This window comes from Micromonospora sp. CA-248260 (assembly GCF_050942205.1).
Classification (GTDB): domain Bacteria; phylum Actinomycetota; class Actinomycetes; order Mycobacteriales; family Micromonosporaceae; genus Micromonospora; species Micromonospora antibiotica.
Genome location: NZ_CP192021.1, coordinates 5582126 through 5596955 on the forward strand (window position 1 = coordinate 5582126; position 14830 = coordinate 5596955).

General features: G+C 72.6%; 15 protein-coding genes. 2 read left to right on the forward strand and 13 right to left on the reverse strand.

The genetic code is table 11. The annotated features are described in order from the left end of the window. Window position 1: 1 nt before the first annotated feature. A complete protein-coding gene (recO, locus tag ACQP2H_RS23965) occupies window positions 2–898 on the reverse strand; it encodes a DNA repair protein RecO (protein ID WP_208570101.1) in 897 nt (298 codons plus the stop codon). A 102-nt stretch (window positions 899–1000) separates the two neighbouring features. On the opposite strand from recO, the gene ACQP2H_RS23970 reads away from it, so the two are divergent. Beyond that, window positions 1001–1777, forward strand: coding sequence for a DUF4097 family beta strand repeat-containing protein (locus ACQP2H_RS23970; RefSeq protein WP_433228960.1), 777 nt, complete (start codon window positions 1001–1003; stop codon window positions 1775–1777). 14 nt (window positions 1778–1791) lie between these two features. On the opposite strand, the gene ACQP2H_RS23975 is transcribed toward ACQP2H_RS23970, so the two are convergent. The 11 genes from ACQP2H_RS23975 to hrcA form a co-directional block, all read right to left on the reverse strand. Further along, window positions 1792–2874, reverse strand: coding sequence for an acyltransferase family protein (locus ACQP2H_RS23975; RefSeq protein WP_433228962.1), 1083 nt, complete (start codon window positions 2872–2874; stop codon window positions 1792–1794). 130 nt (window positions 2875–3004) lie between these two features. Beyond that, window positions 3005–3901 carry a GTPase Era gene (gene era / locus ACQP2H_RS23980; RefSeq protein ID WP_208570104.1) on the reverse strand — a complete coding sequence of 299 codons (897 nt, stop codon included), beginning with the start codon at window positions 3899–3901 and terminating at the stop codon, window positions 3005–3007. Continuing rightward, window positions 3898–4284: a cytidine deaminase gene (locus ACQP2H_RS23985; RefSeq protein ID WP_208570105.1), complete on the reverse strand. Its 387-nt coding sequence runs from the start codon at window positions 4282–4284 to the stop codon at window positions 3898–3900. Before ACQP2H_RS23985 ends, era begins: the two co-directional genes overlap by 4 nt. Continuing rightward, window positions 4277–5659 (reverse strand): hemolysin family protein, encoded by a 1383-nt coding sequence (locus tag ACQP2H_RS23990; protein WP_208570146.1) that lies wholly within the window; start codon window positions 5657–5659, stop codon window positions 4277–4279. Before ACQP2H_RS23990 ends, ACQP2H_RS23985 begins: the two co-directional genes overlap by 8 nt. Continuing rightward, window positions 5635–6108, reverse strand: a complete 474-nt coding sequence (gene ybeY / locus ACQP2H_RS23995) for an rRNA maturation RNase YbeY (RefSeq protein WP_208570106.1) — start codon at window positions 6106–6108, stop codon at window positions 5635–5637. The genes ACQP2H_RS23990 and ybeY overlap by 25 nt, the downstream gene beginning before the upstream one ends. 18 nt (window positions 6109–6126) lie before the next feature. Continuing rightward, window positions 6127–7182: a PhoH family protein gene (locus ACQP2H_RS24000; RefSeq protein ID WP_219464275.1), complete on the reverse strand. Its 1056-nt coding sequence runs from the start codon at window positions 7180–7182 to the stop codon at window positions 6127–6129. Window positions 7183–7319: 137 nt separating this feature from the next. After that, window positions 7320–8717: a serine hydrolase domain-containing protein gene (locus ACQP2H_RS24005; protein ID WP_433228966.1), complete on the reverse strand. Its 1398-nt coding sequence runs from the start codon at window positions 8715–8717 to the stop codon at window positions 7320–7322. An 85-nt stretch (window positions 8718–8802) separates the two neighbouring features. After that, window positions 8803–9162, reverse strand: a complete 360-nt coding sequence (locus ACQP2H_RS24010) for a histidine triad nucleotide-binding protein (RefSeq protein WP_357535675.1) — start codon at window positions 9160–9162, stop codon at window positions 8803–8805. 381 nt (window positions 9163–9543) lie between these two features. Continuing rightward, window positions 9544–10278, reverse strand: a complete 735-nt coding sequence (locus tag ACQP2H_RS24015; RefSeq protein ID WP_433228968.1) for a 16S rRNA (uracil(1498)-N(3))-methyltransferase — start codon at window positions 10276–10278, stop codon at window positions 9544–9546. 131 nt (window positions 10279–10409) lie between these two features. Continuing rightward, window positions 10410–11555, reverse strand: a complete 1146-nt coding sequence (gene dnaJ / locus ACQP2H_RS24020) for a molecular chaperone DnaJ (protein ID WP_208570147.1) — start codon at window positions 11553–11555, stop codon at window positions 10410–10412. Window positions 11556–11628: 73 nt separating this feature from the next. Next, window positions 11629–12651, reverse strand: a complete 1023-nt coding sequence (gene hrcA / locus ACQP2H_RS24025; protein WP_208570111.1) for a heat-inducible transcriptional repressor HrcA — start codon at window positions 12649–12651, stop codon at window positions 11629–11631. 236 nt (window positions 12652–12887) lie between these two features. Here hrcA and ACQP2H_RS24030 point away from each other — a divergent pair, with 236 nt between their 5' ends. Continuing rightward, window positions 12888–13508: a DUF4870 domain-containing protein gene (locus tag ACQP2H_RS24030; protein WP_208570112.1), complete on the forward strand. Its 621-nt coding sequence runs from the start codon at window positions 12888–12890 to the stop codon at window positions 13506–13508. A 91-nt stretch (window positions 13509–13599) separates the two neighbouring features. On the opposite strand, the gene hemW is transcribed toward ACQP2H_RS24030, so the two are convergent. After that, window positions 13600–14823: a radical SAM family heme chaperone HemW gene (gene hemW, locus ACQP2H_RS24035; RefSeq protein ID WP_219470289.1), complete on the reverse strand. Its 1224-nt coding sequence runs from the start codon at window positions 14821–14823 to the stop codon at window positions 13600–13602. Window positions 14824–14830 lie beyond the last annotated feature (7 nt).

A 14830-nucleotide genomic window follows, 5' to 3' on the forward strand; every position in this document is an offset into this window, starting at 1 on the left:
ATCACTCGGTCATCTCCTTGTCCCCACCCTCCACGCCGACCCGGGGCGGCGGCACCCGGCCACCCGGGGCACCCCCGTCGTCCCCCGTCGGCCCGCCGCCCACCGGGCCGGTGTCCGGCGCACCGGGCGTCGGGCCACCCCGGTCGACCAGCGGCAGCGAGCGTAGCGCGCGTTCCAGGTGCCACTGCAGGTGCGCCGCGACCAGGCCACTGCACTCCCGGCGTACCCCGGTGGCGGTGGCGTCGGCGACCTGCCAGTCGCCGCTGGTGAGGGCGGACATCAGGTCGATGGTGGCCGGCGCGGGGTGGGCCGCGCCGGGTGGCCGGCAGTCCGGGCAGACCGCACCCCCAGCGGGTACGGAGAACGCCCGGTGCCGCCCCGGGGTGCCGCAGACCGCGCAGGCGGTCAACGCGGGCGCCCACCCGGCGAGGCTCATCCCGCGCAGCAGGTAGGCGTCGAGCACCAGCGTGGTGGCGTGCTCACCCCGGGACAACGCCTTGAGCGCGCCGAGGGTGAGCTGGAACAGCCGCAGCGACGGTTCCCGCTCGACGGGGGTGAGGCGTTCGGCGGTCTCCGCGATCGCGCTGGCCGCCGTGTACCGGGGGTAGTCCCCGAGGAAACGTTTGCCGTACAGGTCGATGCCCTCGACCTGGCTGACGCTGTGCAGCGAACTGCCGGTGTTGCCCTTCGGGTCGCCGGCGAGTTGCAGGTCGACGTGGCCGAACGGTTCCAGCCGGGCGCCGAACTTGCTGGTGGTGCGGCGTACCCCCCGGGCCACCGCGCGCAACCGGCCGTGCCGGCGGGTCAGCAGCGTGATGATCCGGTCGGACTCGCCCAGCTTCTGCACGCGCAGCACCACCGCGTCGTCGCGGTAGAGCTGTCGGCGGTACCCGGCCATCCGGTCATTCTCCCTCGGGGTGGGAAATCAGGGTCGGCTCGGGGTGGGCCCGCGCTTCGCCCCCGATGTGCCGCAGGTGGCGACGGTCGTAGGTTGCTGGGCATGGCTCTTCCCCGCAGCGCGGTCGCCCTGGGTGCGACCGCCGCCCTCATCCTCGTCACCGGGTGCGACACGCTCTCCTTCCGGCGGCTGGACTTCGACACCACCGAGGCGGCGAAGATCGCCCGGATCACCGTACGGCCCGGCTCGGGGGACGTGGTGGTCCGGGCGACCGGCCCCGCCACCGGCGTACGCGTCAAGCGGGTGCTCCGTTACCAGGGTGACCAGCCGGACACCACGTACGAGATCACCGGTGACGAGTTGGTGCTGGACACCGAGTGCGGTCCCCGCTGCTCGGTGTCGTACGAGGTGACCGCCCCGCCCGGGGTGCGGGTGCAGGGGGAGACCGGTTCGGGTGACGTGGACCTGACCAGGATCGGCTCGGTCGACTTCACCCTCGGCTCGGGCAACATCCGGATCATCGAGGCGGCCGGCCCGGTGCGGGCCGAGACCGGGTCGGGCAACATCGAGGTGCTCAACGTCACCGGCCCGGTCGACCTGCGGGCCTCCTCCGGCGACGTCACCGGCACCCGGCTCGGTGGCGACGTCTCCGCCGAGACCGGTTCCGGCAACATCACGCTCACCCTGAGCAGGCCGGCTTCGGCGCGGGCCCACGCCGGCAGCGGGGACGTCGAGCTGACGGTGCCGGCCGGCCGGTACCGGGTGAAGTCGAATGTCGACTCGGGGGACACCGAGATCGGGGTCACCAACGACCCGGGCGCACCGCTGGTGCTGGACCTGGAGGCTGGCAGCGGAAACCTGACGGTCGTGCAGCGCTGAGCGGGTGGCGTACCTCAGCGGGCCCTGATCTCGGCGGTGTCGGCCTCGGGTGTCCGGGGTGCCGGGACGCCGGGCGACGCCGTCGCCGGGCGGGGGTGCGTGCGGCCGGGGACCAGTTCGGGGCGGCGGTGGGCCGCCACGTCCTCCACCCAGCCGACCAGCAGGGTCACCACCGCGACCAGGAGGAAGACCAGCACCACCCGGATCGCCAGCCCCCACGGGTCCCGGGGTGACCAGCCGACCAGGCCCACCAGCGGGGTGAGCGCCACCACGAAGGGCATGTGCCACAGGTAGGCGGTCAACGCGCGCCGGTTCGCCACCGTCACCAGCCGGCTGAAGATCCGGTTCCGGTCCACCCAGGCGGCGGTGGCCGGGGCCCGGCCGATGACCACCAGGATGAACGCCGCCGACCACAGGGCGTTGCCCAGCGGGATGTCGTTGAGGTCGTGGCCGCGCGGCCCCGGGTGGGTGAGGATCCACGTCGCGCCGGCCCCGGCCAGCAGCACCGCCACCGGCACCAGCACCCGGTCGGCCAGCCGGCACAACATGCCGTCGTGGTGGGCGAAGCCGAGCAGCCAGGCCCCGAAATAGAGGCCGAAGTCGCGCAGCACCGCCGAGGTGGTCGGTAGGAGACCCACCTCGATCGCGACCAGCAGCAGGTAGGGGGCGGCCAGGGTGGGCAGTGGGGCCCGGCGGAACAGCCACAGCGCCACCGGGGAGGCGAGCAGGAACCACAGGTAGTCCCGCAGGTACCAGATCGGGCTGAGCGCGAGCCCGCCCCAGTAGTTGGCGGGCGGGTCGGTGATCGGGAACAACCAGATCACCACCCGGGGGGTGAACTCCAGCCCGGTGAGCAGCATGGCCGGCACGAAGATCACCGCCACCACCCACAGCGAGGGCAGCAGACGGCGCAGCCGACGCCGTAGCGCGGACACGCCGTACCGGTCCATCGACGCCGCCATCAGCGACCCGGCCAGGGCGAACATGATCGACATCGCCGGGAAGATCAGCGTCAGCGTGGCCAGCCCGGTGACGTGGTAGACCACGACCCGGACGATGGCCAGGAAACGGAGCAGGTCCAGATATCGGTTACGCATCAGGCTGCATCTATGTCGGGGACGGATGAACGTCCCCTACCCTGCGCACCCGACCTGTGAAACCGCTGCTAATCGGGGCCTGACGTGAAACTTCCCATATCGGTGTCCGGATTTCACCCCGGCGTACGGGTCAGAAACCCAGCTTGCGCAGCTGCTTCGGGTCCCGCTGCCACTCCTTGGCCACCCGCACGTGCAGGTCCAGATAGACCCGGGTGCCGAGCAGCTCCTCGATCTGCTTGCGGGCGGTGGTGCCGACCTCCTTGAGCCGGCTGGCCCGGTGGCCCAGCACGATCGCCTTCTGGCTGGGCCGCTCGACGTAGACGTCGGCATAGATCTTCATGAGCTGACCCTCGGGGATCATCTCCTCCACCACCACGGCGATGGAGTGCGGCAGCTCGTCGCGGACCCCCTCCAGGGCCGCCTCCCGGATCAGCTCGGCGACCAGCACCTGCTCCGGCTCGTCGGTGAGCATGTCGTCCGGATACAGCTGCGGCGACGGCGGCAGGTAACCGGTCATCACGTCGACCAGGGTGTCCACCTGGTGCCCGGAGACCGCGCTGACCGGCACCACGGCGGCGAAGTCGGCCAGCTCGCTGACCGCGAGCAACTGCTCGGCCAGCCGCCGCTTGTCGACCAGGTCGGTCTTGGTCACCACCGCGAGCACGGTGGCCTTCAACTCGCTCAACTCGCCGCTGATGAACCGGTCGCCCCGACCCACCGGCTCGTCGGCCGGAATGCAGAGGCCGATCACGTCGACCTCCGTCCAGGTGGTGCGCACCAGGTCGTTGAGGCGCTCACCGAGCAGCGTCCGGGGCCGGTGCAGGCCGGGGGTGTCGACCAGGACCAGCTGCGACTCCGGCCGGTGCAGCACCGCGCGGATCACGTGCCGGGTGGTCTGCGGCTTGTTGGAGGTGATCGCGATCTTGGTGCCGACGATGGCGTTGGTCAGCGTCGACTTGCCGGCGTTCGGCCGCCCGACGAAACACCCGAAACCCGCCCGGTACGGCCGCTGCTCCACGCCGGTCACTCGACCACCGTGCCGAGGACCGTGCCATCCGGGGCGGCCACGTGGATCGGCGCGTCCGCAGCCAGATCCCGCACCGCCGCGTGCCCCGCCCCGTCCAGGGTCGACGCCTCGGTCACCACCGCCGCCGCCTCCAACCGGCTCGCCCCCGCCGCCGCCGCCGAGGCGACCGCCAACTGGAGCGCCGTGACGGTCAACGAGGGCAGCGAAACGCTCGCCGCAGCGTACGTCCGGCCGTCCTGGTCGCGGACCGCCGCGCCCTCCACGGCAGCCACCCGGGCCCGGGCGCCACGGGCCAGCACGACCAGCTTGCCGTCCTCGGCGCTCAACTCGGCCGGATCGGACGGGGTGGGCCGGGCGGCCGGCACGGCGGGTGTCTCAGGCATCGGCGGGTTGCCTCTCCTCGGTGCTGTTCTGGTTGTCACGGGAATCGGGGCCCCCGGTCGACGGCACCCGGCTGACCAGCACGCTGTCGATCCGGTTACGTCGGCCGGTGGTGCCCTCGGCGACCAGCTTCAGGCCGGCCACCTCGGCGTCGGCACCCGGGATCGGCACCCGCCCCAGGGCCTGCGCCAACAGGCCACCGACCGTCTCCACCTCGTCGGTGGGCAGGTCGGTGTCGAACAACTCGCCCAGGTTCTCCACCGGCAGCCGGGCGGTGACCCGGACCGCACCGTCGGCCAGGTGCTCCACCGGCGGGCGCTCGACATCGTACTCGTCGGTGATCTCACCGACGATCTCCTCCAGGATGTCCTCGATGGTGACCAGGCCACCGGTGCCGCCGTACTCGTCGACGACGATGACCAGGTGGTTGCGGGCGGCCTGCATCTCCGACAGCAGGTCGTCGACCGGCTTGGACTCCGGCACGAACGTCGCCGGTCGCATCAGCTCGGCCACCGGGGTCTGGTGCGCCCGCAGGTCACCACCCCGGGTATGCCGGATGAGGTCCTTGAGATAGAGCACACCGAGCACGTCGTCGACGCTCTCCCCGATCACCGGGATGCGGGAGAACCCGGAACGCAGGAACAACGCCAACGCCTGGGAGAGGGCCTTGCCCTCCTCGATCCACACCATCTCGGTGCGCGGCACCATCACCTCCCGGGCGATGGTGTCGCCGAGCGCGAAGACCGAGTGGATCATCTGGCGTTCGCCGTGCTCCACCACCCCCCGCTGCTCGGCCAGGTCGACCAGCTCCCGCAGCTCCACCTGGGTGGCGAACGGCCCCTCCCGGAAACCGCGCCCCGGGGTGACCGCGTTGCCGATCAGGATCAACAGCGAGGCCAGCGGGTTGAGCGCCCGGCCCAGCCAACGCACCAGCGGCGCCACCGCCCGACCCACCGCGTACGCGTGCTGCCGGCCCAGGGTGCGCGGGGCCACCCCGACCACCACGAAGCTGACCACCGTCATCGCCCCGGCGGTCACCAGCGCCGCCCGCCAGCCCGCGCCGAAGCTGTCCACCGCCACCAGGGCGACCAGGGTGGTGGCGGTCAGCTCCGCGAGCAGCCGGAGCAGCAGCAACAGGTTGAGGTGGCGGACCACGTCACCGGCGACGGCCTGGAGGGTACGCGCGCCGCGCGCCCCGTCGCGGGCCAGCTCCGCAGCCCGCGCCGGGGAGACCGCGGCCAGCGCGGCCTCGGTCATCGCGATCAGGCCGGCGAGCACCACCAGCCCGGCCGCGAAGAAGATCAGCTGAAGATCGGGAAGACCGGCGGTCGGGCCGGCCGCGACTATGTCCATCACCGGGACCGGGTCGACCGCCAGCTGGCCAGCAACCGGGCCTGGAGGGCGAACATCTCCCGCTCCTCCTCCGGCTCGGCGTGGTCGTAGCCGAGCAGGTGCAGCACCCCGTGCACAGTGAGCAGGTGCAGCTCGTCGGCGGCGGTGTGCCCGGCGGTGGCCGCCTGCTTCGCCGCCACCTCCGGGCAGAGCACGATGTCACCGAGCAGGGCCGGCTCACCGCTGGCCGGGGCGCTCTCCCCCGGGCCGTGGTCGACGCTGCCCTCGTCCATGGGGAAGGCGAGCACGTCGGTGGGGCCGTCACCGCCCATCCAACGATGGTTCAGCTCGGTCATGTAGCCGATGTCGACAAGCAACACGGACAGCTCGGCGAGCGGGTTGACCCCCATCTCGTCGAGGGCGTGCCGGGCCACGGCGAGCACGGAGTCGGTGTCGACCTCGACACCAGACTCGTTGGCGATCTCGATGGACAACTGTCTTCCTCTGATTGGTTAGCGGCGGCGGCCGGCCCGGCCGCCCTGGGCGGTCCGCCCCGGCACGGCGTGCACACCCTGCGCCTGCTGGTTCTCCCGCTCGTCCCAGCGGGCGTACGCGTCGACGATCTCCCCGACCAGCCGGTGCCGGACCACGTCCGCGCTGGAGAGCTGGGCGAAGTGCACGTCCTCGACGTTCACCAGGATCTCCCGGACCACCCGCAGCCCGCTGGCCGTCCCACCGGGAAGGTCCACCTGGGTGACGTCACCGGTCACCACGATCTTGGAACCGAAGCCCAGCCGGGTGAGGAACATCTTCATCTGCTCGGGCGTGGTGTTCTGCGCCTCGTCCAGAATGATGAAAGCGTCATTCAAGGTCCTACCCCGCATATAGGCCAGCGGCGCGACCTCAATCGTGCCGGCGGCCATCAGCTTCGGGATGGACTCCGGGTCGAGCATGTCGTGCAGCGCGTCGTAGAGCGGGCGCAGGTACGGGTCGATCTTCTCGTTCAGGGTGCCCGGCAGGAAGCCCAGCCGCTCGCCCGCCTCGACCGCCGGCCGGGTCAGGATGATCCGGCTGACCTGCTTGGCCTGGAGCGCCTGGACGGCCTTCGCCATCGCCAGGTAGGTCTTGCCGGTGCCGGCCGGGCCGATGCCGAACACGATCGTGTTGGCGTCGATCGAGTCGACGTACGTCTTCTGGCCCAGCGTCTTGGGGCGGATGGTGCGCCCGCGCCGGGAGAGGATGTTGAGGGTGAGCACCTCGGCGGGCCGCTCGGTGCCGCCCTGTTCGAGCATGCCGACGGTACGCCGGACAGCGTCAGTGGTCAGGGTCTCGCCCTTCTCGATCAGTTCGAGCAGCTCGCTGAAGAGGCGCTCGGCGAGAGCATTGTCCGCGGGCGCACCGGTGATGGTGATCTCGTTGCCACGGACGTGCACGTCACTGGTGACCGAACGTTCGACGAGTCGCAGGATCTCGTCGCCCGCGCCGAGCAGGTTGACCATGATCTTGGCATCGGGAACCGTGATCCTGGTCTGCACCCGGGGCGGGCCGGGAGGTGGGGTGCCGGTCATAGGTCGGGCCGTGGGGCCCTGCGCCACCTGCTTCCATCTCGCGCCGTGCCCTGCTGGCACGGCGTGCGGACGATACGCCTATCGTATCCGCTCCGCACCGGCGGCACCGCGTCGAATTTCCCGGCCCGGTCGCCCGGTCAGGCCCGGAAGTCGTACCGGTCGAAGGTCTCCTGGTGACGGGTGAAGCGGTAGGTGGCCCAGTGCATCGCGACCACCGTGCCGTCAGCGTCGCGGGTGAGCCGCAGCAACTCCCCGACCTCCCGCCCGGCCACGGTCCGGAACACGTCAGGCGACTGCGGCGTCGGCGCGAAGACCGCCGGAGGCCGGCCCACCGGATCGTCCGCGCCCCGGGCCCGCAGCGTCCCCTCGTGCCAGCTGAAGACGTACTCGAAGCCCTCGCCCCACCAGCGGCCCAGCACCCCGCGCAGCGGCTCCGGCGCGCCCGGGCCCGGACGCCACGGCGGGATCTCCGCCGGGTCGTGCTCGGCGGCGGCGGCCAGCAACCGGTGCGGCAGCTCCAACACCTGCGCCGCCGTGCCCGAGGAGGCGAGCACCGCGCAGCCCATCGCGCCGGCCGTGCCGTCACCACCGCGCCGGCCGTAGACCCCGGCCAGGAAACCGGGCATCGCACCGTCGTGCCCCACGTGCACCACCCGGTCCGGGTACGGCACCAGGATCAGCCCGAGCCCGAAGCCGGCCTTCCAGGCCGTCTCGTCGGTGGTCGTCACCGGCCAGCGCATCTCGTCCAGGGTGGCCGGGGCGAGCACCGCCCCGGTCGGGTCCAGCGCACCCGGGTCGGCCAGGAACGCCGCCCACCGGGCCATGTCCGTCGCGGTGCTCCACAACTGGCCGGCCGGCCCGACCGCCCCGAAGTCGGTCGGCGGCTCCGGATGCGCCTCGTCGGAGTACGCGTCGACCAGGAACCCGGTCACCGCCTGCGACCCCGGGTCGACCGAGGTGTCGGCCAGCCCCAGCGGGGTGAGCACCCGGTCGGCGAGCACCTCGGCCCAGGTGCCGCCCCGCAGCGCGCCGACCAGCCGGCCGAGCAGCGCCATGCCCAGGTTGGAGTAGTGGTAGCGGCGGCCGGTGGGCAGCACCCGCTCGACCCGGACCAGGTCGGCGATCAACTCGTCCACCTGCGGCGCGCGCAGCGTGTCCCAGACGTCCCCGTACGGCTCCCGTTGCAGCCCGGCGGTGTGCGACAGCAACCGGCGTACGGTCAGCTCGCCGTGCGCCGGCAGGTCCAGGTGCCGGCCCAGCGGGTCGTCCAGGTCGAGCAGGCCGTCGTCGCGGCACTGCAACACCAGCACCGAAGTGAAGGTCTTGGTGACCGAACCGATCCGGAACCGGCTGCGCGGGCCGAGCACGGTGTCGTTGCCGGTGCCGCCGACCTCGCAGGTCCAGAGCGGACGGTCGGCCCGGTGCAACGCCACCGCCAGGGCCGGCACCCGGGCCTGCGCCTGGACCTGCCGGACCAGCCGCGCCAACCGGTGGGTGGCGGCCGGGCCGGTGCCCGGTCCCGCCTCGGACGTCACACCGGTCTCCGATCGTCGACGACCGTCACGTCGCAGGCCGGGTCGCCGGCGGTGGTCACGCCCGGCCCCGGGCAGCCTCCGCAGGTCACGCCAGGTCCCGGGCCAGCATCGGTCCGAGCGGCGCGCCACCGAGCAGGTGGGCGTGCACGTGGAAGACCTCCTGCCCGCCGTACGGGCCGGTGTTGAACATCAGCCGGAAGCCGTCGCCGGTCAGCCCCTCGTCCTCGGCCACCGCGGCAGCCGTGGCCAGCACCTCACCGGCCAGCGCCGGGTCACCCTGGCCGAGCGTCGCCACGTCGGCGTAGTGCTCCTTGGGGATGACCAGCACGTGCACCGGCGCCTTCGGCCCGATGTCGCGGAACGCCAGGGTGCCGGCGGTCTCCTTGACGATGGTGGCCGGAATCTCCCCGGCGACGATGCGGCAGAACAGACAGTCAGCTCCCATCCCCCCACTCTAAAGACCACCCCCACCACCCCCACTCCCCCACCACCCCCACTCCCCGCCACCCCGACCCGCCCCATCCCCCGCCAGCCCACCCCACCCGGCCCAGCCCGCCGACCCCACCCAGCCCCGCCCCGCCCCGCCTCGGCCAGCCCTCTCGTCCCGGTGATCAAGAGCTTTACGCCAATTTCAAGCCCCCAGATGACCCAAACCTCTTGATCACCAGCCACCAACGCCGAGGGTTGGGTGGTGGGCTCGGTGATCAAGAGGTTTAGGGCGGGATTGGGCTCGCGGATGACGTAAAGCTCTTGATCACGGGACGAGGGAGGTTGGCCGGGGCGAGGTGGGGCGGAGGTGGGGCGAGGGAGGGAGGGGAAGAGGGGGTTACCAGCGGGGGAGGCGGGTGGAGAGGACGGAGAGGGCGGCCACGCCGGCGGTGGAGGTACGCAGGACCGAGGGGCCCAACCGGACCGGGCGGGCGCCGGACTCGGTGAAGGCGGTCAACTCGGTCGGGGCGATGCCGCCCTCGGGGCCGACCACGAGGATGATCTCGCCGGTGGTCGGCAGCTCGACCGTGGTCAGCCGCTCCTCGGCCTCCTCGTGCAGGACGAACGCCGCGCCGGCCCCGGCGATCCGGCGGGCCACCGTGGCGGTGGACTCGTCCGGTGCTCCCGCCACCACCGGCAACCAGGCACGACGGGCCTGCTTGGCCGCCTCCCGGGCGGTCGCCGCCCACTTCTCCCTGGCCCGTACGCCCCGGTCGCCGCGCCACTGCACCACCGAGCGGGACGCCGCCCAGGGCACGATCTCGTCCACCCCGACCTCGGTCATCGCCTGCACGGCGAGTTCACCCCGGTCGCCCTTGGCGATGCCCTGCATCACGACCAGCCGGGGGACGTCCGCGTCGACGTACCCCCGGGAGGTGACGGTGAGGTCCAGGGTGCCCCGGCCGACGGCGGTGACCACGGCGGTGGCGGTGCCACCCCGACCGTCGGCGAGCAGCAGCTCCTCGCCGACGCGCAGCCGTTGCACGGTGGCGGCATGGTGGCCCTCGGGGCCGTCCAGGATGAGCTGGTCGGCGGTGGGCAGCGACTCGACCAGGAACAGCGGCGCGGACACGCCGATCAGGCTAACCGGCCCGGCCCCCACCGCCCCGGACCGGGCCACCACCCGGACCAAGAAACCCAGACCGGGAAACCACCGGACCGGGAAACCGTCCGAGGGCCGAGCTGACCGGAGCCGGCCCGGGGTCAGGCGTGGCCGTTGAAGGCGTCGCGCATCCGGGAGAAGAAGCCGCCCTGCTTGCTCAGCTCGGCGACCTCCTCGCCCCGGGTCTTGGCGAAGTCCCGCAGCATCTTCTCCTGGTCGGCGTCGAGCTTGGTGGGGGTACGCACGTCCAGGTGGACGTAGAGGTCACCCCGGCCGGTGCCCCGCAGGTGCGGTACGCCCCGGGCGCGCAGTCGCAGCGTGCTGCCCGGCTGGGTGCCGGCCTTGACGTCGACCGTCTCCTCGCTGTCGAGCGTCTTGATGGTCAGTCGGGTGCCCAGCGCGGCGGCCGTCATCGGGACGGTGACCCGGCAGTGCAGGTCGTCGCCCTTGCGGGAGTAGACGTCATGCGGGCGCTCGTGGATCTCGACGTAGAGGTCACCGGCGGTGCCGCCGCCCGGGCCGACCTCACCCTGCTGGGCGAGCCGGATCCGCATGCCGTCCTCGACCCCGGCGGGGATCTTGACGGTCAGCGAGCGGCGGGTCCGCACCCGGCCGTCGCCGGCACAGGTCGGGCAGGGGTGCGGGATGGTGGTGCCGTAGCCCTGGCAGACGGTGCACGGGCGGGCCGACACCACCTGGCCGAGGAAGGTCCGCTGCACCGACTGCACTTCGCCCCGGCCCCCGCACGCCTCGCAGGTCGCCAGGTGGGTGCCGGCTGCGGTGCCCGCCCCGGAGCAGGTGGTGCAGAGCACTGCGGTGTCGACGGTGATTGGGGCCTCGACGCCGAAGGCGGTCTCGTGCAGGTCCAGTTCCAGCCGCAGGATCGCGTCGGCTCCGGGGCGGGTACGCGGGCGCGGACCGCGCGCCCCACCGGCCGCACCACCGAAGAAGGCGTCCATGATGTCCTGAAAGCCGACGAACGGGCCGGCCCCACCGGGGCCACCCGGGCCACCGGCGCCCCCTCCGCCCGGGGCGAGCGGGTCGCCGCCCAGGTCGACGATCTGCCGCTTCCGGTCGTCCGAGAGGACCTCGTACGCGGCGTTGATGTCCTTGAACTTCTCCTGTGCCTCCGGGTCCGGATTGACGTCCGGGTGGAACTGCCGCGCCAGCTTGCGGTAGGCACGCTTGATCTCGTCATCGGAGGCTTCCCGGCCGACGCCGAGAATGCCGTAGTAGTCCCTGGCCACTGCGTTCCGTGTCCTCATGTTCGTCTCGCGTTGCGCCGGTCGGCGGCCGGAGCCGGCCGTCGGCCCTGACTGGTCAGTTCTGGGCCAGCAGCTCGCCCACGTAGCGTGCCACGGCCCGCACCGTGGCGATGGTGCCGGGGTAGTCCATCCGGGTCGGGCCGAGCACGCCCAGCCCACCGACGATGGTGCTGCCGGGGCCGTACCCGGTGCTGACCACCGAGGCGGCCCGCAGGTTGTCGACCTCGTTCTCGTCGCCGATCAGCACCCGGGTGGTGCTCGGTTCGGCCTCGCCGATCAGCTTGAGCAGGACGACCTCCTCTTCGAGCGCCTCCAGGATGGGTCGCAGCGAACCCTGGAAGTCGAGCAGGCCGCCCCGGGTGAGGTTGGCGGTGCCGGCGAGCGCCAACCGCTCCTCGGTGCGCTCGACGAGGGTCTCCAGCAGCACGGTGGACAGGGTGGTCATGGCCCCGCGCAGGTGCGGCGCGGACTCCTCGACCAGCGCCTGGACCAGCGGTGGGGTGTCGGACAGCCGACTGCCGACCAGTTTCTCGTTGACCAGCCGACGCAGGTCGGTGACGTCGTCGGCGGGGACCGGCGTGGGCAGTTCGACCAGCCGCTGCTCGACCCGCCCGGTGTCGGCGATCATGACCAGCATCAGCCGGGTGGTGGAGATCGGCACCAGCTCCAGGTGCCGCACCGACGAGCGGGCCAGCGACGGGTACTGCACGACGGCGACCTGCCGGGTGAGCTGCGCCAGCAGCCGTACGGTGCGGTGCACCACGTCGTCGAGGTCGACCGCGCCGACCAGGAACCGCTCGATGGCCCGACGTTCGGCGGGGCTGAGCGGTTTGACCCGGGAGAGCCGGTCGACGAAGAGGCGGTAGCCCCGGTCGGTGGGCACCCGGCCGGCGCTGGTGTGCGGCTGCCGGATGTAGCCTTCCTCCTCCAGCACCGCCATGTCGTTACGGACGGTCGCCGGGGAGACCCCGAGCTGGTGCCGCTCGACGAGCGTCTTGCTGCCGACGGGCTCCTGCGTGGCGACGTAGTCCTCGACGATCGCCCGCAGCACGGCGAGTTTGCGGTCGTCGAGACCCATCTCCCACCTCCTGTCGCACGGCGACCGGACTTCTGACGCGTCCGGCGAGCGCTCTGGCACTCGACTGTAGCGAGTGCCAGTCTACGACGGCAGTACCGCCGCTGCGTTGATCAACGACGGACCGTCGGTGCGACCGCCCCGGTGGGTTGCCGGCGTGGCCGCTGACCGAATGTCGAGGCCAACCTCACCAGTGTCGCTCTGGTGCACCCTTGCCAGCAGCCCCTACCGTGACGGGCATGACTGAACCACCTCGCCCGCCCGGCGCGGGGGACGGCTACCCGCCGGACCCGAACGCTGGCCAGGGCTCGCCATATGAGCCGCCCACCGCACCACTGTCCGGGGCACCGGGTGCAGGCGGGTATCCCCCGCCCGGCGGGTATCCGCCGCCCACCGGTGACCAGCCGCCGTCGGGTGGCTACGACCCGTCGGGTGGCTACGGCCCGCCGGGTGGCTACCCCCCGGCCGGTGGCGGATATCCGACCGCCGGCGCGTACGGCGCCCCGACCGGTGGATACGCCAACAGCGAGGACAAGACCTGGGCGCTGGTCGCGCACTTCGGCGGGGCCGCCGGCGCGCTGATCAGCCTCGGCCCGCTCGGCTTCGTCGCCCCGCTGATCGCCTACCTGGTACGCGGGCAGCAGTCGCCGGCCGTCCGGGCGCAGGCGTTGGCCGCGCTGAACTTCCAGATCCTCTGGTCGATCATCGCGTTCGTGCTGCTCTTCGTGAGCTGGTGCCTGCTCTTCCTGCCCAGCATCGCGGTCGTGGTGATCCAGATCCTGTTCGGGATCATCGCCGGCATGAAGGCCAACGAGGGTCAGGCCTACCGCTACCCGATGTCCACCAGTTTCATCAAGTGAACCCCGGCCGGCCGCTCCCCCGGCCGGTCGGGCACCACCGCCGGCCCCGGCCCGCCCCGCTGCGGTGCGCGGCGGGCCGGCGGGGCCACGCTCAGGGCAGCAGGTCGCGGACCACCGCGTCGGCCAGCAGCCGGCCCCGCAGGGTGAGCACCGACCGCCCCTGCGGGTAGGCCACCGGGTCCAGCAGCCCGTCGGCGAGCGCACGGGCGGCGGCGGCCCGGCCCGCGTCGTCCAGCACGTCCAGCGGCAGCCCGGAGGCGAGCCGGAGCCGCAGCATCACGTCCTCCATGTGCGCCTCGGCCGGGGTGAGGATCTCCCGGGCCAGGCCGGGCGAGTGCCCGGCGGCGAGCCGTTGCGCGTACGCGCTGGGGTGTTTGACGTTCCACCAGCGCACCCCGCCGACGTGGCTGTGCGCCCCCGGGCCGAGGCCCCACCAGTCGGCCCCGGTCCAGTAGAGCAGGTTGTGCCGGCACCGGCCCGCCTCGCTGCGGGCCCAGTTGGAGACCTCGTACCAGGAGAACCCGGCCGCGTCGAGGGCGGCCTCCGCCGCCAGGTAGCGGTCGGCCGCCACGTCGTCGGAGGGGTACGGCAGCTCGCCGCGCCGCATCCGGGCGGCCAACCGGGTGCCGTCCTCCACGATCAGGGCGTACGCGCTGACGTGGTCGACCCCGGCGGCGACGACCTGCTCCAGCGAGGCGGCGAAGTCCTCGGCGCGCTCCCCCGGCGTGCCGTAGATCAGGTCCAGGTTGACGTGGTCGAACCCGGCGTCGCGGGCCTCCCGGGCGGCCTCGGCGGCCCGGCCGGGGCGGTGGGTCCGGTCGAGGACCGCCAGCACCCCGGCGGCGGCGGACTGCATGCCCAGCGAGATCCGGGTGTAGCCGGCGGCCCGCAGGGTCTTCAGCGACTGCGGGGTGACCGACTCGGGGTTGGCCTCGGTGGTCACCTCGGCGTCGGCGGCCAGTCCCCAGGTGCGGTCGATGCCGTCCAGCAGGCGGGCCAGGTCGTCGGCGGGTAGCAGGGTGGGGGTGCCGCCGCCGACGAAGACCGTGTCGACCCTCGGTGGCGGGGCGTCGCCGAGCACCCTTGCGGCGAGCGCCAACTCGGCGAGCACGGTGTCGGCGTACGACTCCCGGCTGACGCCTGCGCCCAGCTCGGCGGCGGTGTAGGTGTTGAAGTCGCAGTAGCCGCAGCGGCTGGCGCAGAACGGCACGTGCAGGTAGACGCCGAAACCGCGCGCGCCGACCTCCCGCAGGGCGGTGGTGGGCAGTGCGCCGTCGACGGGAACGGTCTCACCATCTGGAAGGACGCCGGGCATGGCCACT